This window comes from Flavobacterium endophyticum (assembly GCF_003634455.1).
GTDB classification, from domain to species: domain Bacteria; phylum Bacteroidota; class Bacteroidia; order Flavobacteriales; family Flavobacteriaceae; genus Flavobacterium; species Flavobacterium endophyticum.
The window spans coordinates 278,582-302,531 of sequence record NZ_RBLC01000004.1; the positions used below are offsets into that span (position 1 = coordinate 278,582).

Sequence of the window (23,950 nt, forward strand, 5' to 3'; positions counted from 1 at the left end):
AGCGGGCTCTTACAGCCCGCTTTTTCCTTCTGCCCAATAGGGTTCTGATTTTATCCGATTGCTGCTGATGCCTTTCGATAAGAGAAATTTACGGAAGGCTTGTATCGACTTCGTACGTCCTGTAAGATAAAAGACAGTATTCCCTGCCGTTTCCCAAAAATCTTCTTCCCATTCTTTTAGAATATCGATTACGGGCTGCGCCGGATTGTCTGATGACTTCTCTACTATTTTCACAGAGCTCCCGAGTCGGCTCGCCCAATCTTGGTGCGGTTCGTCCAGTTCTGCAAAACCGAAGAAAAATTCCTCCCGACGTTCGGCTTCTTCTTCCATGCATTTCATCCAGCCTAAAGAGGTTTCGTCACCAAACAAAAAATGATTCTCTTTGCTTTCAGAATAATGCAGCTTTCCATTAGGCCCTAACAACTTGACCTTGTCTCCCATCCGCAAGGCTTCTGCCCAGCTGCTTCCCGGTCCCATGCCGTGCAGATAGAAGACTATTTCGCAGTATCCGACTGTCGTATCAAACGCCGATAATGTATAATGGCGGTACTCGGTATCGTTCACGCGTACCTTGACGACATAACCGGGCATAAATTTTACTTTTCTGAGGTCGCCTTCAAAGCGTACTCGTTTTAATTTTTCATCTAGGTATTCTACATCGGTTACGACCATTTCGTGCATAAACCGCTGATAAACCACTTCCATCGTATCTCCCAACCATTTTGGTACTGTTGCCATTCGTAAAAATTATTTTGTTTAGATTGATTCTAAATAACTATCTTTGTACAAATGTCCGAAATGCCTAGCTATCTTAGCTTACGCAAAGCGGATGTTGTTTTACGCTAAACGGATTACGATGAAAATAACCATAAATGACAGCGACCTCGACGAAATTCTTTTCGAAAAAGATTTCCACGCGGCTCATGATGGCATTACTGATGTCATCGAACAAGAAACACATTTGTTTGACAATAAGATCGGACATGCCGCCATTTCAGAAATCTGGTTCGACGGCGTTCATGCCTTAAAGCGCCGCAGCATGTTGCATCAGGAAGTGTGTATGAATTTCAAGAGCGATTATTCTGTTTTTGAAATGCATTTTTCGCTTGCAGGACATGCTGAAGTAGAATCGCTTAACTCTAAATATGATTATTCTTTCGGACCTCAGCAGCATAATTTCTTCTATTCCAGCAATTTTGAAGGGAAGTTCAGAGGCGGCAAGCAGGAAGTGCCGAACGATGTTTTCGAGATTCATTTTACAGAAAATTATTTTAACCGTTTTGCCGATTCCGAAAGCAAGACCATCGACAAGTTCCTGAAAGGCATCGACAAGCAGGAAATCAGCAATTCCTTGAGTCCGCAGAATATGCCTATCACGGCGCAGATGAATCTTCTTTTAGCCGACATCAGCCAATGCCAGCGAAAAGGGGTATTAAAACGCTTGTTTTTAGAATCTAAGATATTGGAGCTTTTCTTGCTGCAAATCGAGCAATATGAAAGCACGCATTCTGTAGTGCCTTCGGAAAAGATACGAAAGGAAGATGTAGAAAAAATTCACCATGCCAAGATACTGCTGGAACAGAATATCACCAGCCCCTACTCACTGTTAGAGCTGTCGCGCAAGGTGGGCCTTAACGACTTCAAGCTCAAGAAAGGCTTTAAGATCCTTTTCGGCACTACGGTATTCGGCTATTTGCATGAAATCAGGATGCAGCAGTCAAAGCGCATGCTGCTGGAAGAGAACAAGCCGGTCAAGGAAGTGGCGGCGTATTGTGGCTACCAGTATGTGCAGCATTTTACGACTGCTTTTAAGAACAAATTCGGCATCACGCCAGGCAAGCTGGCCCATTAGCATAAAAAAATCCGCCTAAAAGGCGGATTCGTTTTTTATACCAGTATCATACGCGGCCTTTCAGCGAGCTGAAAACCCAAGCGATTGCGAAAAAGCCGATTCCTACGGCTGCGAAACCCCAGCCGGCTACATCGTCATAGCGAAATATGCCCAGACCGATTAGCAGCAGTCCCATCAGAACCATAACAAAAGTTGCCCAGCCCAGAATGGTGTTCTTGTTCATTCCCATAAATATTTTTGTTTATTTATTTTAAATTGCAGAGTGCAAATATCTGTAAAATTATTGTCATTGCCCAGAAGAATCTAAATTTTAAGAATTTAGGTTGCTAAACGGTTATGCCTTTCGGGCAATCAGCAGCAGGTCGGTTACGGGCGCGCCATCCCTTCCTTCAGTAATCTTGCGTTGCTGGTCAATAACTATAAAGCCGTTGTACTTCAATTCGGCAACCAGAAATTCGGCTTTATGGTAATGCATAAAAACCTCTTCGCCGTTGCTTGCCTTTTCCCATCCCGATTTTTCGTAATCGTCTTCCATCGTGCTCAGGAACAGCACGCCATCGGATGCCAATACTTTATAGGCATCTTGCAGCAGCTTGGCTGTTTCTTCTTTTGAAAGATACGGCAGGCAGAAAGCGCAGACGATACCGTCATAGATTTCAGAAACCTTTCCTAGGTCCTTGCAGTCCATCAATTCAAAGACCGCTGTTGGATTGTTGGCTTTGGCGAGTTCAAGCATCCTGGGAGCCAGATCGGTTCCTAGTATCTTAAAATCAGGACGTTTATCAAGCAGGTACTTTGTTACGTTGCCGGGCCCACAGGCTAGCTCTAATAGGGCCGCATCTTGCTTGGCGATGCTGTCGCAGAATCGGTTAAATGAATCGCTATACAAGCTCACATCCATGCATCTAGTCTGGTACGATTCGGCAAGCTTGTCGAATAAGCCTACTGCAATTTTTGTCTTGTCTATCAGTTCTTTTTTTAGCTTGACCGGAATCCAGATTTCTTCTTCCGACTCGGGATCGTTGTTTTTGTATTTAGACCCTAACAATTCAAAATGCTCCCGCTGGTCTAACACATAGTCTGAGGCAGGAAGCCATGTCTGGAAGATATAGTCAAATACTTTTGCTCCTTCTGCGGGTCCGCCCTTGTGCATAAAAACGGCATAGTCGCCGCCTTTGAGCCCATAGGTTTCCATTCCTTCAGGGATGTTTGCTGAATCGTTTACTGCTACGGCCGCCCATTTGGTGAATTCGGCATCGAGACTGAAATTGTCAAAATACGAAGCGTCATAGACCTGCATCGAATACAAGTCGGTACTTATGCTGTTCTTGATTTCCTTACGTCTTGGCATAAAAGAATTCCAGAGCAGAAATGTCTTGTTATCAGACAAAGACATCTTTAGGCGCATGCCGACCAATTGGGTTGGCGGAAGGTTTTTTATAATAGGTTCCATAGTACTAAAATAATCGATCGTAATAATACGCAAAAAACTCCCTTAACAAGGAATAAAAATCTCGGTATTCAAAATACCTCGGGCTTGCGCTGCTCACATTCTCTAATCCTTCTTTCTTAAAAAGCATCTTGGTTCGCGTGAGGTGAAAATATTGCGACACCACAATCAAGCTATCATAGTGCAGGCTGTCTTTCAGGCGGATAACATTTGCTACGGTTGCTGTCGTATTATTTCCTTTATTGTCTACGATAACCAAAGAATCGGGCACTCCTTTTCCTACCAGATATTCCTTCATCTTGTCGCCCTCAAAAAAGCCTTCTTTTCCGAAGCCACCGCTGACGATAATCTTTTTCACGCGCTTGTCTTGATAGAGTTTCAGTCCGCATTCTAATCGCTTTTCTAAACGTTCTGACAAGGTACCGTCTGTGTTTACGGTTGTTCCTAATACTACCGCCATATCGGCTGATTTTCCTTCGTCTTTCCTCCCATCAATTATGGTATAGACGATATGGATGCAGAACCCTATAAAAAGAAGGGCGATTGTTATTTTTAGAATTTTTTTAATATTCATGCAAGTTGTCTATTAACTTAAATAGCTGTTGGAGGTCTATGATTGACACTACCAAATATAAATCATGCTGCACAAATTATCTTCTTTTTAAGTAAAAAAGCAGGCCGGAAAATCTGATTAAGCAATTCCTAGGTCCTAATTCAGGTTTGAGTACCTCTATTGAAAATGCAATTATCGGTCAATCCTATCAAATTCTCATTCATAGGCCCCGTTTACTATTTTCATATTGTAGCATTAGCAGCAAAAAACAATCTTTGGGTTGTTAAATTGTTGGTGCAATTGATTTACGGAATTAATTAAATTCTAAATACTTTTTTTACAACAAGGTGCCTCGCGTTATTTTCTTCATGATATGACACGGTTTAGTTAATACAAAATAAGCCAAAAGAGGCACTTTAAAAAAGTAAGCACAACGTTCTTAAGATTTTATTATAAGTAAAGGATCCTAACTCAAAATCAAGAAGGCTGGCTCGTAATTTTTTTCATACAGATTGGATTATATTGATTAACAGCAAAATATATCTTTTAAAAAATGATGAACAGCTTTCTTTTTTACGATTAAGGCAAAATAAAAAAAGTGCTTCTTCTTTCTTCATGGTTTAGTTTTTTTGTGAATTACGCAAAGGGAAGCACTTTTAAAAATATGAAAACACCTAATTCAGCTAACAATAAAAATGCTATGAAAGAAAAAGGTGTCTCTTGTTAAAAGGTAATTATGGTTTTTAGTTCATATGAGTTTACAGATTTAGGGGATCTAGTTCATCGGCTATACTTTTTTTAGAGACACTTTGCTATTAAAAAATAAGGCGCGCTCTCCAATAATTTCATGAAAATTTATCATCATAGTTTTATTCAGTGAAAATTATTACGTTATACAGATTTAGCAAGGAGGGCCTCCTATTTTTTAGCACAACATTTATATTCTTAGGATATAAAAATTTGAGATTTTAAAAACCTAACGCCATAAGGAAGTGACTTTGTACGCACGTCTTTATGGTTTATTTATTTACACTATAAAAATACCCAACTTATAGCACTGCTGTGGTGCTTGTTTACTTTAATCAATTTATACTTAAAAAATGAAAAATTTTACCCAACCTCATCGGAAGAAATTCCGAACCAAACAATGGCTGACCTTGCTGTACTGTCTGGGCATGAGTATCTTTCTCTATGCTTATTCGGGTCCAAGGCCAGACAATTACACTGCAGAAACTGGCTCACTCGCCTACTGTACTCCTGCCGCTACAGGAACATCCTACTATATTAAGGATTTTTCAACTACAGGAGCTACCCAAAATATCTCTAACCTTAGTTCTGGAATGGGAACCGGAGGCTATTCCGACCAAACAGCTAGGATCGTTCGCCAAGCGGCCAGCGGAACCATTAATTTCTCCGTAGCCTACAGCAGCGGTACTTATGGCCTTGCTATCTGGGTAGACTGGAACGGCGACACTACTTTTGATACCTCAGAAAGAGTATACCGTACTTCAGCTTACGGCTCATCTGCATCAGGAACCATCACGATTCCTGCAACAACAGCAGTCGGAAGCTATAGAATGAGAGTGTTGGCCGATTACAATAAAGCCGATCCTGAAAATCCATGTACCTTCAACTCTGGAAATGGCGAAGCAGAAGACTATACGCTTGACGTAACAAGTCCTCCTAACTGCCTGCCTCCTTCTGACTTAGGAATAGGAAACGTGACCTTTACAGGAGCACAGTTTTCTTGGCTAAGCGAAGGAACTGTATTTGACGTAGAATACGGACCTGCCGGATTCGCTCAAGGAACGGGAACCATGGCATCATCTGTCGGAAATCCTTACGACGTTTCTGGACTGACAGCTGATACTGCTTACCAATATTATGTACGCAAAGACTGCGGAGCAGGAGATAAAAGTGTATGGGCTGGCCCGTTCCGTTTCTTTACCGGATACTGCCTTCCTGCAGCGACTTCAACTAGCTACTTTATCAATAGCTTCACCACTACGGGAGGTTTTGCCAATATCACTAATACGGGCACGACTATAGGAACCGGAGGCTATTCTAACTTCGCGGCTCAGAAAGTAAGCCACTTCGAGGGCGGAGCTGTAAACTTCAGCGCAGCCTATAGCGGCGGCTCTGGATTTGCCATCTGGGTAGACTGGAACAACAATATGGCATTCGAGACTGGCGAAAGAATGTTCACTACGACTGCCTACGGATCGTCTGCAACAGGAAGCTTTACCGTTCCTGCCGGGACTCCTGTCGGAAACTACCGCATGAGAATCCGTATGGATTATAACAATAGCGGTCCATCTGACGCTTGTACCTTTACTTCTGGCAACGGAGAGGCAGAAGACTATACTTTTGAGGTAGTCACTCCTCCATCCTGTCTTCCTCCAACGGAACTAGGTGCCGGAAACATAACTTTTACGACAGCACAATTTTCTTGGCTGGGCGAAGGAACCGTGTTTGACGTAGAATACGGACCTGCCGGATTTACGCAAGGCACGGGAACCATGGCTTCGTCTGTAGCCAATCCTTATGATGCGTCTGGACTGACTGCTGATACTTCGTACCAATATTATGTACGCAGGGCCTGCAGCAGCACAGATAAGAGCCCATGGGCAGGACCGTTCCGTTTCTATACCGGATACTGCCTTCCTGCCGCCACGGGAACAACTAACTATATCAAGGATTTTTCTACTACAGGAGGCTTTTCTAACATCAGCAACCTGAATACAACCCAAGGTACTGGCGGCTATTCTAACTTTGCTCCCCAAAAGGTAAGCCATTATGAAGGCGGCGCTGTAAATTTCAGTGCAGTATACAACAGCGGAACCTTCGGTCTTGCGATCTGGATTGACTGGAACAAAAACTTGGTTTTCGAGTCTACTGAAAGAATGTTTAATACTACAGGATACAGCTCATCGCAAAACGGAACCATCACGATTCCTGCGGGAACGCCGGTGGGCAATTACCGCATGAGGGTATTGGCCGACTATAACAAAGACAATCCTGAAAATCCGTGCGGCTTTAACTCAGGCAACGGAGAGGTAGAGGACTATACTTTTGAGGTAGTTACTCCTCCTACTTGCATGCCTCCGACAGAACTAGGAGCCGGAAACGTAACCTTTACGACAGCACAATTCTCTTGGCTGGGCGAAGGAACAATCTTTGACGTAGAATACGGCCCTGCCGGATTCACGCCAGGTACGGGAACTATGGCATCATCTGTTGGAAACCCTTACGACGTTTCTGGACTGACTGCTGATACTTCGTACCAATATTATGTACGCAGAGACTGCGGAGCCGGAGACAAGAGCCCGTGGGCAGGTCCGTTCCGTTTCTATACGGGTCCTTGCCGTTTTGCAGCAACTTCTACAAGCTACTTTATCAAAGACTTTACTACGACCGGAGGATTCCTGAACATCAGCAATACTGCTACAGGCATCGGAACCGGAGGCTACTCTAACTTTGCTGCCATGAAAGTACAGCAGTCTGAAGGCGGAACAATCAACTTCAGCGCAGCTTATAGCGGCGGTTCTGGATTTGCCATCTGGGTAGACTGGAACAAGAACATGGCATTTGAAGCTGACGAAAGAGTATTCAATACGACAGCCTACGGTGCTGCAGCAACTGGAAACTTCACGATTCCGGCCGGAACTGCCTTGGGCAGCTACCGCATGAGAATCATGATGGACTACAACAGCAGCACCCCGACCACGCCTTGCGCGCCAAGCTCTGGCAACGGAGAAGGAGAAGACTACACAGTTGAAGTAGTAACGCCTCCGTCTTGCCTGCCTCCTACAAATCTTACGGTAGGAAACATGACGCCTACAGCAGCACAATTGACTTGGACAAGTACAGGAACATTGTTTGACGTAGAATATGGCCCTGCCGGATTCACGCCAGGTACTGGAACCATGACAACAGGAACTGCCAATCCTTTAAACATTTCAGGACTTACGGCAGAGACTGCCTACCAGTTCTATGTACGTAGAGACTGCGGTACCGACGGCAAGAGCGCCTGGGCTGGACCGTTCCGTTTCTTTACCGGATACTGCACGCCTGCTGCGACTTCTACAAGCTATTTTATCAGCAGCTTCACTACAACCGGAGGATCTGCAAATATCAACAATACCGGCACGACTATCGGAACCGGAGGCTATTCTAACTTTACGGCCATGAAAGTGCAGCAATACGAAGGGGCTTCTGTCAGCTTCAGCGCTGCCTATAGCGGCGGCTCTGGATTCTCAATCTGGATCGACTGGAACAACAATATGGCTTTTGAAGCTACAGAAAGAGTATTTACTACTGCAGCTTATGGAGCTGCTGCCACTGGAAGCATTACCGTTCCGGCTACGACTCCTGTAGGAAACTATAGGATGAGAATCCGTATGGACTATAACAACAATGCTCCTGCCGATGCCTGCGGCTTTAACTCAGGCAACGGAGAAGCAGAAGACTATACCTTTGAAGTAGTTACTCCTCCATCATGTCCTGCACCGACAGGCGGGGCAGCCGGAAACCTTACTACTGCTACAGCACAGCTGACATGGGTAAGCAGCGGAACGTCGTTTGACGTAGAATACGGCCCTAGAGGATTTACGCAAGGCACGGGAACAATGGCAACTGCTGTAGCACAGCCGCATACCATTTCTGGACTTACTGCCAATACAGCCTACCAGTTCTACGTACGCAGAAACTGTGGTGCCGGAGACCTAAGCAATTGGGCAGGACCGTTCTCTTTCACGACGGCTTGCGGAACACAGACTGTTCCCTACTTGCTTGACTTTAACGAGGTAACAGTTCCTGCATTGCCGTTATGTACGTCTATCCAAAATGCCGGAACTGGAAATAACTGGAAAACCGACAACGTAAACGGATGGGGCTTTGCTTCGAAAGTCTTGAACTACAGCTACAATTCGACAAACCCGGCTAATGCTTGGTTCTATACGAACGGAATCCAATTAGAAGCGGGAACAAACTATACGCTGAAATTCCAATACGGAAACAGCGGTAATACGAATTATGTAGAAAGACTAAAAGTCAACATAGCTGCTTCTGCCGATTATAATGCGATGACAAGAAATATCGTAGACTATCCGGCCATCACAAACAACACGCCGCTAGAATCGTCTACTACCTTCACGGTAGAAACAAGCGGTGTGTATTATCTAGGATTCAACGCCTACTCTATCACAGACAGGGCTCAGATTTATGTAGATAATATTGCGGTTGACGTATCGCTTTCTACTCCGGACTTCGAAACAGCTGCTTTCAAAGCATATCCGAACCCGGTAAAAGGCATACTGAATCTTTCGTATACGAAAAACATCACTGATGTTGCGGTATTCAACTTAATTGGACAGCAGGTAATCGCCAAGCCGATTAATGCTGACAATGGCCAAATTGATATGTCAAGCCTGCCAGCTGGTACGTATCTGGTAAAAGTAACTGCCGACAATGCAGTGAAGACCGTCAAGATCATAAAAGAATAGTTTAGGTTTCTTTTTGAGAATGGGCATGTATATTTTATATGCGTCCGAACATTAAGGTCGGTGGTAGTAGATCTTAATGCTAGAAAGCACTTCAAGTTTTGAAGTGCTTTCTTTTTTTATAGCATAAGCCAATTTTATTCGTAAGATCTATAGTTGATATACAAGACACATTGAGGAAGTATCTTTTTCATCTCCGCCACATACTCTAATAAAATCTCCTCGTTCTCTTCTTCTGAAGAAACATACAGCTCTTTGAGTTTTTGGAGCTGGAATAAGCCAGGCAGGTCTTTGAGTCCGATTTTTGTCTTTACGAGATCCAGATACACTAGATCGACCAGCTGGTTCAGGTACGGCACGCTTTCGTTGGTAATATCCTTATGGTCCCGTAAGGTAAGTTCTGAAAGGCTGGCAATCTTGCTGATATGCCTTACTCCTTCATCCGTAATATTGGTAAATTTCAGATAAATTCCATGGATGGTCGGAATCCTGGAAGTCAGATACTCTAAAAACTGATCGTCTGTTTCTGAATCGATCGATTTATAGCCGCTGATTTCGAGCGGAATGTCTGCCAGCTTGGAAATGCCAAAATTGTTTTTCCAAAAATGTTTTTCTTTTCCTTTTAAATGCATGGCCTATCCTGTGGGATAATTTGCTATTCCTCTTTAAACCGCAGTTCGGCATAAAAAAGAATGCCATTTAAAATAATGTCCTTGATATCCTTATACTTTTTTGCCTCTTTTTCTTCTCCCATGCAATCAAACTTTTTGCTTTCGTAAAAATAGGTAGCCGTATTGCCATATCCATCGCCTTCTTGTATGTTAATGGAAACGATGCGCTCCAATTTCATCACAGAAAACTTTTCGCTTGCCACGATAACGCCGTTTTTTTGGATGTTATAGCTGCCTTTATAATCAGAGCCTTCGCTGGTGACATGATCAATGCTAACAGTATAAGCTCCAGAAGTTACGCTTTGTGCAGTGGCTGCACACGCCATAAAATAAATAATGATAAAAAGTTTGTTCATGATTTTAAGGTTTGGTTATTAAAACGAAGTACCTATTCAATTATTCCGTAAGTCAGCTCTCCAGTATTATTTGAATTGCTAAAATACGTCCGAAAGCTATTTTTATTTCTCGATTTCCTCCATATATAATGTGTTACTGTTGAGCCAAGTATCTCAAAATTATCTATTTTGGATTTATATTTTTTATCCTTCAATTCTTTTTCGATCAAACTGGTGTTTGCTGCTCCATAAAAATCATACGTCACTTCTACGATTTTTTTGTTCTTTCCGTAGAGAATCTCAATTTTTTCAAGTTCCCCTTCATTCTCTAGATAAAATGAAAAGACTAGTTCTTCTTCAATTTCAACTCCTGATTTAAGATATTCCGTCTTTTCGACTTTATCGGTATCAAAATGCTTATTTTCCATATAAGAAACGATGTTCTCTCTTGTGGTGTTATGAAAAATATCATTGACCAGTGCCAATTTCTCATTTTCGAATTTTTCTTGTGAAAAAGAAAAAGTCGTAATAAGCAGAAAGCTTATAGCTAAAAATAATTTGGATTGAATTTTCATAATTTAAATGGTTTAATTCATTTTATTTTGTTCGGGTGCCAAAGTATTTATTTAGACAGCCTAAGAGCTTGCAAGATCCTGAAACAGTTCTTCTAGCTGGTCGTAGATCTCATACCCGTCACTGCCTTTCATCATGATATACATGACTACCATATTCGATTTATCTCGCGTCGTGCTGCCGCCCTGTACGCTGGTTATTTCCACATCATTGTTTCCTTCGAGCGTAAGGGCGAACAAAAAGGCCTTGTTGCCTCGTTCTTTGTCTACCTCATCGTTCAGGCTCACTTCTTCAATCTTTTTCGGGTCGAAAGAATATGTGATGGTAAGATCTTCATAAGCGCTTCCCCAGGAAGTTACGCTGGTAAAAGAGACCCATCCCTTTTTAGAGGCGTGTTCTGAAAAATTCATGTACGTATGCGTCAGGTGTGACGGACTGCTATCGCCAGTCCTAATACGCACGTTTTTTACATTTTGGAGCAGCCCGTTGATATCTTTGATAATTTCTGATCTGCTTTGCGCTAGAAGGTTGAACGAGCTTGCAACCAATAGGAGTACCAATACTTTTGTTTTCATAATTTTAGGGGGTTAGTTAAATTTAGTTGTACTTTTTTTACGTCTATTTTCTATTCTTCTTATTTTTTAATTTTTCCTGCGCTGCTTTTGCCGCTTCGATCTTTTTCGGATCCACAGGTTTCGGATTGTTTATTTCCCATTGTCTTTCTGCCTGAACCCGCAGCCTATCTGCTGTTTGCTGATCCGGTTCAAAGTCCAGTCCATACAGCTGTCCATCGTTTTTAGAGATCAGCCAGATGGCCCTGCCGTCTACCCTAACCTGATGCGGATTCCATCTGGTCAAATCGAGCCTCCGCAGCAGCTTGTTGTTTTTAAAATCATAATGGATGAGCTGTTTTTGGCAATACAGCCAGACGCTTTCAGCATTGGTTGTCAGGATAGCGCCAGCGTCATCGGGATCAAAATACGGTTCTTCAAATAGTGTTTCTAAAGCTAGTGAAGCTATTTTTCTTTTGTTAGTGCCAAGCACCAAAAGCTGCTTCTCGCTTAAAATAAAAGTGTGGCTCTGGGTTCTCTTGACCTGATGCTCCAGAGGGTCTATCTTATTCTTCCTTAAAAAGTCTGGCATAATTTCTTTGCCATCATGTGTCAGGAATTTATATTCTTTTACAAAAACTTCGACCGTATCGATATAGGTATGCTTGCGGGCTTTTCCTTTTAGCAGATTTCCGCTGTAGTCTGTTTCAAACCAGTTGTCGTCTTCCGCATTAGCAATAATTCGGTCTGGGCGGTACGCAGGCGCTACCTCAGCCCCATGTCCTATGTTTTTCTGCCAGAGCGTCTTGTCTTCTTGAAAATCGTATGCCACTAATTTTCCGCCATCCCACAAAACCGTACAATACATCCTGCCATTGGCAAAATAGGGCTCTGATTGTAGCGATTCAAAAGGAAGCTCCTTACGTTTTGCTCCCGTATTCAAGTCGTATTGCGCCACTCTTGTCCGTCCCTTTTCATAATTTCCATAGAAAAAGGCATCATTGTGCAGATAGGGCGGAGTATTCGATTTCCAGCCTGTATAAATTTCCCAGACCGGCTGCAAGCTTGTCTTATCGATAGCATAGATTTTATAATCGGCAGCGTTGAAAAGAACCTTGTCGGCAGCAATGACAAGGGAAGCCGAGAGCGAAGTGGTCTCGAAGTTTTTAACTACACTATTGGATTTGTAAATTTCAGTCTGCGAAAAAGCCGCCGTGCCAGCCAAAAGCAGGGCATATCGCAACGAATAAGAAAGAAAGCTCGCTTTTAGCATGATACTGTTTTACGTTTAGGCCGTCCTTTATTTTAACAAAACTAGTACAAATACAAACTTCATAAAATACCCCTAAAGGGGTATTCTTTGCGATTGCGAAACTTAAATAAGTCCTTGGAGGATGCTGTTTTTTATCAGCTCTACCGTATTTTTGGAGTCGGACTTTGCCAAGATATTCTTGCGGTGTTTTTTGACCGTTAGCGGACTAATAAATAGTTTTGCTGCTATTTCATTATTATTTAGCCCGTTGCCTAGGAGTCGGATAATATCAATTTCCCGTTTCGAAAATTCGATGCTGTCCCCGTCATTTTCATCCAGGCTTAGATTCATAAAAGAAGGCTCTCCGTGCAAGCCGATAAGCGAAATCTTATAGGTATTAAAATTAGTGAGGTGGTCGATACGGGTGTGAATGTTGAGCGATTTTCCGTAGCCTCCGTCGTCATCCATAGTGAGCATCAAGGCTTGGTGGTTAAATAAGGCATACTCGCCATTGTGCAGCCTGCCCCTGTGGCAATAGCTTATCTTATAGCTCATCAGTTTATCACGGCTTATGTTTTCTGAAAAAAAACGGGTCAGAAAAGCTTCGGCCTTTACGACAAAATCTAAATCTTCTGGATGGATTGCGCCCAGTATATGATTAAATGTGGTATCCTCCTGATCAAATCCATGCATCTGGTAGAGCGCCGGACTGATGTGCGAAAGCGACATGTCGAAAAAATCAATAATGTAAAAATAAAACGGACCCGTGCTGATAATCGAATTCGTCAGGTCGTCAAACGAAATGGGATGCGACGATGTGGTTCTGGTGGTTCTGTTAGAAAGCCAGACATTATGAAGATTTTGTATTTCAGCGTCCATGCTATTGAGATTTGGCAAACAAATTAACATAAAATAAATTAAAAAAATACGCAAAACCGAAAAAACATGAGACATTAGTTTTCATTGCCAAAATAGTCGCAGCATACTCTAGCTTCCAGAAGTTTTTTTTAAAAAATCTTCCCAACAGAGTACGGTTGCAAAAGTTCTTATAGGCACTACTCATCTTCTTATATCCTCTGCTCAAGTTCTTATATGCTCTCCTCATCTTCTTATAGGCTCTGCTCATTTTCTTATTGGCTCTGCTCATCTTCTTATTGGCTCTGCTCAACTTCTTATTGGCACTGCTCATCTTCTTATTGGCTCTGCTCATCTTCTTATTGGCTCTGCTCATCTTCTTATTGGCTCTGCTCATCTTCTTATTGGCTCTGCTCATCTTCTTATTGGCACTGCTCATCTTCTTATTGGCGCTGCTCATCTTCTTATTGGCACTGCTCAAGTTCTTATTAGCACTGCTTGTTTAGTATTAGACAAAAAAAATGCGCTTCCCAAAGGCAGCGCATTTCTTTTTATATAATTGTATTCTACTCTATCAGTACTAGCTAAAAATATTGGCGAGCATTTCCTTCATCAGGTCGCCTGGCGGCAGCCCATTGGCACCTACGCCTTTGCTCTTGACGTCGATATCGCGAAGCGAGGCCACAATCTGGCTCACTTTTTTCATCGGATAATTCTTGATGGCCACGTCATACTCCTTAACAAAAAAAGGATTGATGCCCAAGGCCGAGGCCACGTTCTTCGGATTGCGGTCTTTCAGTCCGTGGTATTTCAACAGCTGTATAAAAAAGCCAAATGTCTGCCCTACGGTCAATACCAGCGGATTGTCTTTCGGGTTGTCTGCAAAATACTGAGCAATCTGGTAGGCCTTTTTGATGTTCTTCTCTCCTATGGCCTTGCGCAGCTCGAACACATTAAAATCTTTGCTGAATCCGATGTTTTCTTCTATAATTTCGGGCGTCACCGTGCTGCCTTGCGGCAAGATGATTGCCAGCTTGTCCAGCTCGTTCGCAATCTTGCTCAGGTCGGTGCCCAAAAAGTCGACAAGCATTGCCGCTGCCTTGGGCTCGATGTTGAGCTTCTTTCCGGCGAGCACGCGCTTGAGCCAGTCGCCTACTTGGTTTTCGTATAATTTCTTGCTTTCGTAGACCAGTCCGTTCTTGTCTAAGACCTTCGTCACCTTCTTTCTCTTGTCGAGCGTCTTGTATTTATACGCCATGACCAGTACCGTTGTCGGCATCGGATTTTCGGCATAGCTTTCCAGCTTGTCGATGGTGCGCGAAAGCTCCTGCGCCTCCCTGACGATCACTACCTGCCGCTCTGCCATCATCGGATAACGCTTGGCGGTAGACACGATATCTTCTATAGACACGTCGCGCCCGTAGAGTATCGTCTGGTTAAAGCCTTTTTCGTCTTCGGCAAGAAGATTCGCTTCCATATATTCCGTCAGCTTGTCGATATAATACGGCTCCTCGCCCATCAAGAAATAAATAGGCTTGATGATACCCGCCTTGATATCGTTGACAATTTTTACTACCTCATCCACACTTTTCTAATTTTGTATGCGTATTAAAGACCAAAAATAGTGCTTTAAAAGCAGAACTTATTGCTAAAAATAGCAATAAGTTCTAAAAAAAACCATAGCAGTGTAGGCCGCTGCTGGCTAAAAGGATGATATTATCTGAGGCTGTACTGCGCTTGGCTTACCAAAGCTGTCCCCGTACTCGTGCTTTCTTTTTTTAAGACACCATCTACAAATACCTGCAGTTTCAAGGTCGAAGAAGCATTCGCTCCTACTGCATTTACGACAAAACTCGCTACTCTCGCATTGGCAGGTGCCGTAACTTCTGGGCTTGTCCATGCCAGTCCGCCCAGGCCCGTGACTGTCGTCAGGCTGGTATCATAACCGTATACGGATTGGTTGATGGAAGATCCTGCAGAAACTTCTGCCTTAAACACAAGCTTGTGTGAATTTCCTCCGTTGGCATCATCGCCATCATCTTTGGAACAGCTCGTAATGGCGAAAGCCGAGAGTGCAAGAATAAGGAAGGTTGCAATTTTGTTTTTTTCTGTTTTCATACATAAACGATTTTAAAGATTAAGAATTTTTAATCTGGACCAGGCCAGAAATCTTTTCCAAAATTAAAATCGGGAATCCTAACAGAATTGTATCAGAACGACATCACGCCATTGGGTCGGGGTAGATAAACGAAGCGCTCTCAGAGCCTAGGTTGGCCTGCCTCACAAAGTCATACGGAGAAAGGCCTGAGAATAATTTAAAATCTTTTATAAAATGAGACTGGTCGGTATACTCCAAATCGTAAGCCACTTGCGTAAGATTGCCATATTGTACGGAAGAAATGGCCTGCAATGATTTCTCGAATTTGGCAATCCTTGCAAATTTTCGGGCAGACACGCCTACGTTTTGCTTGAACTTGCGCTGCAGCTGCCGTTCAGAAATATGATAGTGCGAGGCAATGGCCGCAAGGCTCTTTTCATTGTCCAACCGGTCGGCCCAATCGCCTTGAAAAAGGTTGTTGATAATCGTATCGCCTTTGGCTTGGGTTATCTTTTTATAAAAGTAGTGGCTGAGCAGGGCAACTCTTTCGAGATGGTCGTGAGCGTCTGTCAATAAGGCCGCGATTTCGGTCTTGTCCAGCAGTCCGATGTCGGGCATCTGGTCAGTAAGGTCTGCCGCATTGATTCCAAAGAAAGTATGCAGGGCATGAGGCTGAAAGCTTATTCCGAAATGCGAAAAACGGCTGTCCCAGAACGCATCGGTGGGCTGCGTATCGACACCGCTCAGGTAGCAGATGGGCTTGATGCAGCCATCGGCACCCTTGATGGGCGAAAACGAACGGATATCCTGAAAGATAAGACGGGGATATCGGTCTGCAAAAGAACGGACGTGCAATACCTGCGTTTCTGAAGTACATACGTCGTAGCTCCAGAAATAACGTATCCAGTTTTTAAGGTCTGGATGTACAGCATATTGTTTATACGTCATACGCTTCCGATTTCATCAATTGCTTTTGCATCAAATATACAAACAGGAAACATACAAACAAATTTTGTTTCTTTGCAGCATGCAGCAGCTCAATTTCAACACCTATGAATTCCGCTTCAAGAATACGGAAGGAAGGATTTCTATTTTCGACGAAATCCGCAGGAAATTTATTGTCCTGACGCCCGAAGAATGGGTCCGACAGAACGTAGTGCAATACCTGCTTCAAGAAAAGAAATACCCAAAGTCGTATATTAATGTAGAAAAGATCATCAAGCTGAACGGCTTGGTCAAGCGCTATGATATCGTTGTGTTTCAGCCCGACGGCAAGCTGTTTCTTTTGGTGGAATGCAAATCGACCGACATTATCATCAGCCAGGATACTTTTGACCAGATTGCCCGCTACAATATGGCGCTCGAATCGGAATATTTAATGGTAACCAACGGCCTAAATCATTATTTTTGCCAGATGGATTATCACGAAGAAAAATACAACTTCTTAAAAGAACTTCCTGATTTCAGAACCTAGCTCCAATCGAAAACCAACATCTGATGAAAAAAACCGCCATCGTCATACTCAACTGGAACGGCCAGAAGCTGCTCGAAGAATTCCTACCTTCTGTGGTGCGATTTTCTTCGGAAGCGAACATCTATGTGGCCGACAATGCTTCGTCGGATACTTCGGTTGATTTTATCAAAAAGACATTTCCGTCGGTAAAAATCATACAGAACACCGAGAACTTCGGCTTTGCCAAGGGGTATAACCAAGCCTTGCGGTTTGTAGAAGAAGAATATTATGCTTTGGTCAATTCTGATATTGAAGTGACTGAAAACTGGCTCACGCCCATTATCGAGCTGTTTGACCAAGAACCTGAAACGGCTATACTGCAACCCAAAATACTAGACTATAAGAACAAGCAGTGGTTTGAATATGCTGGTGCCGGAGGCGGCTTTATCGACCAATATGCTTTTCCGTTCTGCCGCGGCAGGATTTTCCAGACTCTTGAAAAAGACAACGGACAGTATGATGATACTACAGACATCTTTTGGGCATCCGGAGCTTGCTTCTTTATCCGAAAAGAGGTTTACCGAAAGCTAGGCGGTTTTGACGAAGACTTTTTTGCGCATCAAGAAGAAATCGACCTTTGCTGGCGTGCCTTTAATCAAGGACTGAAAGTAAAATACTGTGGAAAGTCTACAGTCTACCACGTTGGCGGGGCGACTCTCAAGGAGACCAATCCGCACAAGACTTTTCTCAATTTCCGCAATTCGCTGTGGATGATGCTAAAGAACCTTCCGAGAAAGCGATTGTTTCCGGTTCTTTTCATTCGGCTGTCGCAAGACGGGCTTGCCGGAATCAAGTTTGTGCTTGAAGGCAAGTTTGCGCACACTTGGGCGATCCTGCGCTCGCACTTTAGTTTTTATTTGAATTTATTTAAATTCTTAAACAAAAGAGAATCAAACCAATACGATAATTACTACAAAATAAAAAGCATTACCTACCGGTATTTTGTCAAGAAAGGCAAGGTTTTTGAATAAAATTTTAACAATAGTTTATAGATGTTAAACTTGATACCCTAGTATTAATCCTTAAATTTGTTAAAATTTTAAAACCGAAACCTATGAAAAAAGTCATTTTTATACTTTCGATTGCAGCATTTACGCTGACCTCGTGTGGTTCAAAAAAGAAAATTGCCGAACTAGAAGCAAAAAACAAAGAAATTCAAGACCTGCTGAACACTGCCACTGTGAAGCTGAACACTTGTTTGACAGAAAGAGAAGCTTTTGCCAACCAGCTTGAATTCTTGAAAAAGAACAATGCTGACCTGATCAACAATATGGGCAACTTGACTACCCTTTCTTCAAAAGGAGCAGAAAACCTTGAAAAATCATTAGAGAGCCTGAAAGAAAAAGACATCAAGATTACTCGTCTTCAAGACGCCTTGACCAAAAAAGACTCTGTTACATTGGCTTTGGTAACCAGCCTAAAAAGCTCAGTGGGTATCAGCGATCCGGATATCGAGATCAATGTTGAAAAAGGAGTTGTGTTCATCTCTATTGCAGACAAGCTTCTTTTCAAAAGCGGCAGCTACGTCGTGAGCGACAGAGCAAAAGAAATCTTGGCTAAAGTAGCGAAGGTAGTAAACAGCAAGCCAGACTTTGAATGTATGGTTGAAGGACACACCGACAACGTTCCTTACAAATCAAATGGTGTCTTGTTAGACAACTGGGATTTGAGCGTGAAACGTTCTACGTCTATCATCCGCGTATTGCAAGAGCTGAATGTAAATCCAAAACAGTTGATTGCAGCAGGAAGAAGCGAGTACATTCCGTTAGTAGACAACAACTCTGCTGAAAACAGATCAGTTAACAGAAGAACTAGAATTGTGGTATTGCCAAAAATCGACCAGTTCTATGACATGATCGAAAAAGAAATGAAAAACTTGGCGAAGCAATAAGCCGTCCAAAATAAGCAGTAAATGAAAAAGCAGGCCCGAAAGCCTGCTTTTTATGTATCCCTAACTTTTTTTATTAATAACCAATTAAATATTTAAATTAAGAATAGCATACGGTATAGATTGTTATCACTAGTAGGAACTTCTTAATTGGTAGTGCTAAATTAGAATTAAATTATCACAAAAGCGAAAGTTTTGTCATAAAACTCGCATTTTATAAAAAATCAATACTGCCTTTTCCTTCCCTTACGACTACGGGTTCGCTTCCCGACAAGTCAATTATCGTCGATGGCTGGTTGTCTCCATAGCCCCCGTCGATGACCACATCTACCAGATTCTGCCATTTCTCAAAGATCAGTTCCGGATCGGTAGTATACTCTATTACATCATCATCATCGTGGATGGACGTAGAAACGATAGGATTCCCAAGCTGTTTTACAATCTCCAAAGCAATCGAATTATCGGGTACACGAATACCTACTGTATTTTTTTTCTTGAACTCTTTTGGCAGGTTGTTGTTGCCCGGCAAGATAAACGTATACGGTCCAGGCAATGTCCTTTTTAGCAGCTTAAATGTAGACGTATCAATCTGCTTTACATAGTCTGAAATATTGCTCAGATCGTGGCAGACAAAAGAAAAGTTAGCCTTGTCGAGCTTTATGCCCTTGATTTTGGCGATACGCTCCAATGCTTTTGTATTCGTAATATCACAGCCAAGACCATAGACAGTGTCTGTAGGATAAATAACCAACCCTCCTTCTTTCAGCACTTTGACTACGCGGTCGATTTCTTTCTCGTTGGGATTCTGAGGGTATATTTTAATAAATTGTGCCATTTTTCTTAAAGTCTTTTGATTAAAGTTACGACAATTTTCCCAAACAATTTAGGATAGGATATCCAGCTTGGCAAAACGCAGTAGCAATTTTTTGATGCCTCCAACCTCAAATTTAATTTCAGCCTTCTTATCGGCACCCGCTCCTTCGATATTGAGCACCTGCCCTTTTCCAAACCTTTCGTGCATGACAATATTTCCCACATTCAGCTTGCTGTCTGAAACTGGAGCACCAGACGAAGCATTAGAAGAAACAGGCTTTAATCTTCGGATGCTGGAAGACGGTTCTTCTTCTCCGTACTTTTTAGGCGGCGTGCCGTTTGTAGGCTTTGCCAGTCGCAATTTGGACTTATCTACGTCTCCAAAAATATCCATATCAATCATCGGCTTGTAACGGTAGTTGCCTTCTGCCGGAGTCAGGTATTCTAGATATTCGCCATCGATTTCTTCAATAAATCGCGATGGTTCAGAATCGGTAAGTTTTCCCCAACGGTAGCGCGATTGTGCGTAGGTCAAATAAGCCTGATGTTCGGCACGTGTCAAGGCTACATAAAAAAGCCTTCGCTCCTCTTCCAGTTCGCTTCGGGTGCTCATACTCATGGCGCTCGGAAACAAGTCTTCCTCCATCCCTACGACAAACACATACGGAAACTCCAGTCCTTTTGCCAAGTGGATGGTCATCAAGGCCACGCGGTCATCATCGCCTGTATCTTTGTCCAAATCAGTAGCCAAAGCCACATCTTCTAAAAACTCAGACAAGGCGCCTCTTGCTCCGTCGATTTCTTTCTGTCCTTCGATGAAATCCTTGATACCGTTTAAGAGCTCTTCTATATTTTCAAGGCGTGCGATTCCTTCCGGAGTACCGTCTTTTTTTAATTCTTGTATCAAGCCCGTCTTTTTGGTCACATGCTCTGCCAGATAAAAAGCGTCGTGGTTCTGGTCGATGACCTGAAAGCTTTTGATCATGGTGACGAAATCCTGCAGCCTCGATTTTGTTCCTGAATTCAGCTTCAGGTCAATCTTGTCGATATGCTCCATCACTTCAAAAATAGAGCGCTTGTAGTGGTTGGCCGCAATCGTCAGCTTTTCGACCGTAGTATCGCCGATGCCTCGTGCCGGATAATTGATAACGCGTATCAGCGCTTCTTCATCCTTTGGATTGATAATCAATCGCAGGTAGCAGAGAACATCCTTGATTTCTTTCCTTTGATAGAACGACAAGCCGCCGTAGATTCGATACGGAATGTCACGCTTTCTCAAGGCATCTTCCATCGCACGCGACTGGGCGTTGGTTCTGTATAAGATGGCGAACTGTCCGTTCATCATCTGGAGCTGCATCTTCTTTTCAAAGATTTCGCTGGCCACAAATCGGCCCTCTTCACCATCGGTCAGGCTTCGGTGTACTTTTATCTTCGGACCGTCGGCATTTGCCGTCCAGACAATCTTGTCGAGCTTGGTCTTGTTTTTGTCGATGATCGAGTTGGCCGCTTCGACTATATTTTTAGAAGAACGGTAATTCTGCTCCAGACGGTAGGTCTGTACGCCTTCATAATCTTTCTGGAAGTTCAAGATGTTATTGATGTTCGCTCCGCGGAAAGCATAAATACTCTGCGCATCGTCACCAACGACGCAGATATTTTGGAATTTGTCCGACAAAGCACGAACGATCAAATATTGCGAATGGTTGGTATCTTGGTACTCATCGACCAAGATATAGCGGAATCGGTCTTGGTATTTTGCCAACACATCCGGAAAACGGTTTAGCAGTTCGTTGGTCTTTAATAACAGATCGTCAAAATCCATCGCGCCTGCCTTAAAACAACGCTCTACATAGTTTTGGTAGATTTCTCCAAGACGCGGCTTTTTTGACATGGCATCCTGCTCCTGCAGGTCTGGATTGTTGAAATAAGCCTTGACCGTAATCAAGCTGTTTTTATAGGAAGAAATACGCCCAAAGACCTGCTTTGGCTTATAGACGTCCTTATCCAATTGCATTTCCTTGATGATAGAGCCGATCAGTCGCACTGAATCCTGCGAGTCATAAATCGTAAAATTGGAAGGATAGCCTAGCTTGTCGGCTTCAGAGCGCAACATTCTTGCAAAAACCGAGTGGAAGGTTCCCATCCAAAGATTCTTCGCCTCGCTCGAACCTACGATATCTGAGATACGCTTTTTCATTTCACGGGCTGCCTTGTTCGTAAACGTCAAGGCAAGGATATTAAAGGCATCGACACCCTGATGCATCAGGTAGGCAATGCGTATGGTTAATACCCTGGTTTTTCCTGAGCCTGCTCCTGCAATAATAATCATTGGGCCGTCCTTTTGGAGAACAGGCGCCTGCTGGGCTTCATTAAGCTGGCTTATATACTGCTGCATTTTTTTTAGTTTCTTTTACTTGCAAAAATAAGGATTTAGATTGTAGAAAAATAATGGCGCCTATAAGAAATGGCTGCCGTTCTTATTTAGTTATAAACAATGAATTTTATGAAAAGAATGTCCTATTTTTGCGTTCTTTAAAAGCATATTCTATGGATACTACAAAAATAATCGAGCTGTTGAGCTACACCCTTCCTGCCGTAATCACTGGAGGCGTAGCCTACTATTTTTTCAGCCTTCATACTAAAAACGAAGAAGGCCGCCGCAGGTACCTCATCCAGAAAGATGCGCAGAAAAGCGCGCTTCCTATCCGACTGCAGGCTTATGAAAGAATGGCTTTGTTTTTAGAAAGAATAAACCCTTCCAACCTTTTGATCCGCATTGCTCCTACTTCGAGCGACAAGATGGATTATCAGGATTTGGTCATTTCGCATATCGAAAACGAATTTGAACATAACCTTACGCAGCAGATTTATTTATCAGACGAATGCTGGACGATTATCACGACGGCTAAAAATGCTACGATACAGATGATCCGAAAAGCGGCCTTGAATCCTGCAACGGATACGGCAAATAAATTACGCGAAGCGGTCTTGAGCGAACTGTTGGAAAAACAATCGCCAAGCAACAATGCTTTGGCTTACATCAAAGACGAAGTCGGAGGACTTTGGTAGACTGTCAGTAATAAAATATAATGAAAGCTTCTTTACAGAGGCTTTTTTTATATCTGGATCTGGCTCATGTTTTCGCTCTTATTTTTAGCATAGTCATAGCCTTGATGCCACCAATCTAGCATGATTTTTTTATTAAAAACAAGCGGATTGTCGGTCAATTTTGTCGGTGTGTAATAGAAATTGAGTTTTACATTCTTGGCTGCTGCTGCCAATCGACCGATAATAATATCTTTTCGTTCGACTTGGTCGATAATCGTTCCGAACAAATCGATTGTTAACGAGAAAGGATTTTTTCCGATGACTTTTTCAGCCGTATTGTGTTCGGTTTCCAAAACAATTACGTCTACTTCTGTCGCCCCACGATTGATGGCTTCTTGTATCGGAATTACATTGGAGATACCGCCGTCGGCATATTCAAAATGGTCTTTGGTCACAAGGCTCATAAAAGGGATATAGTTGCAGGAAATCCAAATCCAATCACAGAAATCTTCATAACAGCAATCGAGGATGGATTTGTATTCTACGCAGTTCTTCGTGATGTTGGTAACCGCTACTATAATCTCTTTGGAAGAGTTCCTGAGTTCGGCAAATTCTTCTTTTGAAAAATTATCTTCGATATAGTTTTTGAGGTTTTTGCTTTCGCCGAAAGTACGCTTCCCTTTCATGAATTGCATGATCACGTTAAAGTGATTGATGGTAATGACTTCCTGATTTTTCTTATGCTTGATGATAAAGGGATTGACGCTGAAAATTTTGTCCATATCCACGTTCGTATACAGCTTGAAAATTTTGTCTTCTTTATCCAAGGCCAGATGCGGAATCAAAAGGCTTCCTGTGGAAGACCCGATAAACAAATCATAGCATATATTTTTTTCTTTGATAAGGTATTGGGCAACGCCGCCAGCAAATGCTCCTTTGCTCCCGCCGCCCGAAATAACTAATGCTCGCATAAATGTGTGGTAATTTTTCTTTAAAA

At 42.8% G+C, this 23,950-nt stretch carries 23 protein-coding genes; 7 read left to right on the forward strand and 16 right to left on the reverse strand.

Annotated features, from left to right (window positions below; translation table 11 throughout):
* Positions 1–9: 9 nt before the first annotated feature.
* On the reverse strand, positions 10–738 hold the full coding sequence (locus tag CLV94_RS14325; protein WP_121377182.1) for a siderophore-interacting protein: 729 nt from the start codon (positions 736–738) through the stop codon (positions 10–12).
* Between the two features lie 118 nt (positions 739–856).
* Between CLV94_RS14325 and CLV94_RS14330 the strand changes: the two genes are divergently transcribed.
* On the forward strand, positions 857–1,852 hold the full coding sequence (locus tag CLV94_RS14330) for an AraC family transcriptional regulator (RefSeq protein WP_170148809.1): 996 nt from the start codon (positions 857–859) through the stop codon (positions 1,850–1,852).
* 46 nt (positions 1,853–1,898) lie between these two features.
* On the opposite strand, the gene CLV94_RS14335 is transcribed toward CLV94_RS14330, so the two are convergent.
* The 3 genes from CLV94_RS14335 to CLV94_RS14345 all read right to left on the reverse strand — a co-directional run bounded on the left by CLV94_RS14335 (position 1,899) and on the right by CLV94_RS14345 (position 3,876).
* Positions 1,899–2,081, reverse strand: coding sequence for a CAL67264 family membrane protein (locus CLV94_RS14335; protein WP_121377184.1), 183 nt, complete (start codon positions 2,079–2,081; stop codon positions 1,899–1,901).
* A 105-nt stretch (positions 2,082–2,186) separates the two neighbouring features.
* Complete coding sequence (locus CLV94_RS17245; protein WP_121377185.1) at positions 2,187–3,305, reverse strand: GyrI-like domain-containing protein; 1,119 nt, start codon at positions 3,303–3,305, stop codon at positions 2,187–2,189.
* Between the two features lie 4 nt (positions 3,306–3,309).
* On the reverse strand, positions 3,310–3,876 hold the full coding sequence (locus CLV94_RS14345; RefSeq protein WP_121377186.1) for a YdcF family protein: 567 nt from the start codon (positions 3,874–3,876) through the stop codon (positions 3,310–3,312).
* Positions 3,877–4,955: 1,079 nt separating this feature from the next.
* Here CLV94_RS14345 and CLV94_RS14350 point away from each other — a divergent pair.
* The gene (locus CLV94_RS14350) at positions 4,956–9,359 is read left to right on the forward strand and encodes a GEVED domain-containing protein (protein WP_121377187.1); all 4,404 of its coding nucleotides are present in this window, start codon (positions 4,956–4,958) and stop codon (positions 9,357–9,359) included.
* Positions 9,360–9,493: 134 nt separating this feature from the next.
* Here CLV94_RS14350 and CLV94_RS14355 read toward each other — a convergent pair whose 3' ends face one another.
* The 6 genes from CLV94_RS14355 to CLV94_RS14380 all read right to left on the reverse strand — a co-directional run bounded on the left by CLV94_RS14355 (position 9,494) and on the right by CLV94_RS14380 (position 13,617).
* Entirely contained in the window at positions 9,494–9,988 is a 495-nt protein-coding gene (locus CLV94_RS14355; protein WP_121377188.1) for a hypothetical protein, read from the reverse strand.
* A 23-nt stretch (positions 9,989–10,011) separates the two neighbouring features.
* Complete coding sequence (locus tag CLV94_RS14360; protein ID WP_121377189.1) at positions 10,012–10,383, reverse strand: hypothetical protein; 372 nt, start codon at positions 10,381–10,383, stop codon at positions 10,012–10,014.
* A 32-nt stretch (positions 10,384–10,415) separates the two neighbouring features.
* Complete coding sequence (locus CLV94_RS14365; RefSeq protein WP_121377190.1) at positions 10,416–10,937, reverse strand: hypothetical protein; 522 nt, start codon at positions 10,935–10,937, stop codon at positions 10,416–10,418.
* Positions 10,938–10,997: 60 nt separating this feature from the next.
* Entirely contained in the window at positions 10,998–11,510 is a 513-nt protein-coding gene (locus CLV94_RS14370) for a hypothetical protein (protein ID WP_121377191.1), read from the reverse strand.
* 43 nt (positions 11,511–11,553) lie between these two features.
* Entirely contained in the window at positions 11,554–12,759 is a 1,206-nt protein-coding gene (locus CLV94_RS14375; RefSeq protein ID WP_121377192.1) for a PQQ-binding-like beta-propeller repeat protein, read from the reverse strand.
* Between the two features lie 102 nt (positions 12,760–12,861).
* Positions 12,862–13,617, reverse strand: a complete 756-nt coding sequence (locus CLV94_RS14380; protein WP_121377193.1) for a LuxR C-terminal-related transcriptional regulator — start codon at positions 13,615–13,617, stop codon at positions 12,862–12,864.
* Positions 13,618–13,871: 254 nt separating this feature from the next.
* On the opposite strand from CLV94_RS14380, the gene CLV94_RS16925 reads away from it, so the two are divergent.
* Entirely contained in the window at positions 13,872–14,099 is a 228-nt protein-coding gene (locus CLV94_RS16925) for a hypothetical protein (protein ID WP_147406636.1), read from the forward strand.
* A 74-nt stretch (positions 14,100–14,173) separates the two neighbouring features.
* Here the strand turns inward: CLV94_RS16925 and holA are convergent, their stop codons facing one another.
* The 3 genes from holA to CLV94_RS14400 form a co-directional block, all read right to left on the reverse strand.
* Positions 14,174–15,178, reverse strand: a complete 1,005-nt coding sequence (gene holA / locus CLV94_RS14390) for a DNA polymerase III subunit delta (protein WP_121377195.1) — start codon at positions 15,176–15,178, stop codon at positions 14,174–14,176.
* A gap of 131 nt (positions 15,179–15,309) precedes the next feature.
* Complete coding sequence (locus tag CLV94_RS14395) at positions 15,310–15,711, reverse strand: hypothetical protein (RefSeq protein ID WP_211331198.1); 402 nt, start codon at positions 15,709–15,711, stop codon at positions 15,310–15,312.
* A gap of 103 nt (positions 15,712–15,814) precedes the next feature.
* On the reverse strand, positions 15,815–16,639 hold the full coding sequence (locus tag CLV94_RS14400) for a helix-turn-helix domain-containing protein (RefSeq protein ID WP_121377196.1): 825 nt from the start codon (positions 16,637–16,639) through the stop codon (positions 15,815–15,817).
* Positions 16,640–16,718: 79 nt separating this feature from the next.
* Here CLV94_RS14400 and CLV94_RS14405 point away from each other — a divergent pair, with 79 nt between their 5' ends.
* The 3 genes from CLV94_RS14405 to CLV94_RS14415 all read left to right on the forward strand — a co-directional run bounded on the left by CLV94_RS14405 (position 16,719) and on the right by CLV94_RS14415 (position 19,095).
* Positions 16,719–17,165 (forward strand): type I restriction enzyme HsdR N-terminal domain-containing protein, encoded by a 447-nt coding sequence (locus tag CLV94_RS14405; protein ID WP_121377197.1) that lies wholly within the window; start codon positions 16,719–16,721, stop codon positions 17,163–17,165.
* Between the two features lie 23 nt (positions 17,166–17,188).
* Positions 17,189–18,175, forward strand: a complete 987-nt coding sequence (locus CLV94_RS14410; protein WP_121377198.1) for a glycosyltransferase family 2 protein — start codon at positions 17,189–17,191, stop codon at positions 18,173–18,175.
* 83 nt (positions 18,176–18,258) lie between these two features.
* Positions 18,259–19,095, forward strand: a complete 837-nt coding sequence (locus CLV94_RS14415; protein WP_121377199.1) for an OmpA/MotB family protein — start codon at positions 18,259–18,261, stop codon at positions 19,093–19,095.
* A gap of 211 nt (positions 19,096–19,306) precedes the next feature.
* Here the strand turns inward: CLV94_RS14415 and CLV94_RS14420 are convergent, their stop codons facing one another.
* On the reverse strand, positions 19,307–19,927 hold the full coding sequence (locus tag CLV94_RS14420; RefSeq protein ID WP_121377200.1) for an L-threonylcarbamoyladenylate synthase: 621 nt from the start codon (positions 19,925–19,927) through the stop codon (positions 19,307–19,309).
* Positions 19,928–19,975: 48 nt separating this feature from the next.
* On the reverse strand, positions 19,976–22,300 hold the full coding sequence (locus tag CLV94_RS14425) for an ATP-dependent helicase (protein WP_121377201.1): 2,325 nt from the start codon (positions 22,298–22,300) through the stop codon (positions 19,976–19,978).
* Between the two features lie 152 nt (positions 22,301–22,452).
* Between CLV94_RS14425 and CLV94_RS14430 the strand changes: the two genes are divergently transcribed.
* Positions 22,453–22,974: a DUF7935 family protein gene (locus CLV94_RS14430; protein WP_121377242.1), complete on the forward strand. Its 522-nt coding sequence runs from the start codon at positions 22,453–22,455 to the stop codon at positions 22,972–22,974.
* Positions 22,975–23,021: 47 nt separating this feature from the next.
* Here the strand turns inward: CLV94_RS14430 and CLV94_RS14435 are convergent, their stop codons facing one another.
* Positions 23,022–23,924, reverse strand: coding sequence for a patatin-like phospholipase family protein (locus CLV94_RS14435; RefSeq protein ID WP_121377202.1), 903 nt, complete (start codon positions 23,922–23,924; stop codon positions 23,022–23,024).
* Between the last annotated feature and the right edge of the window lie 26 nt (positions 23,925–23,950).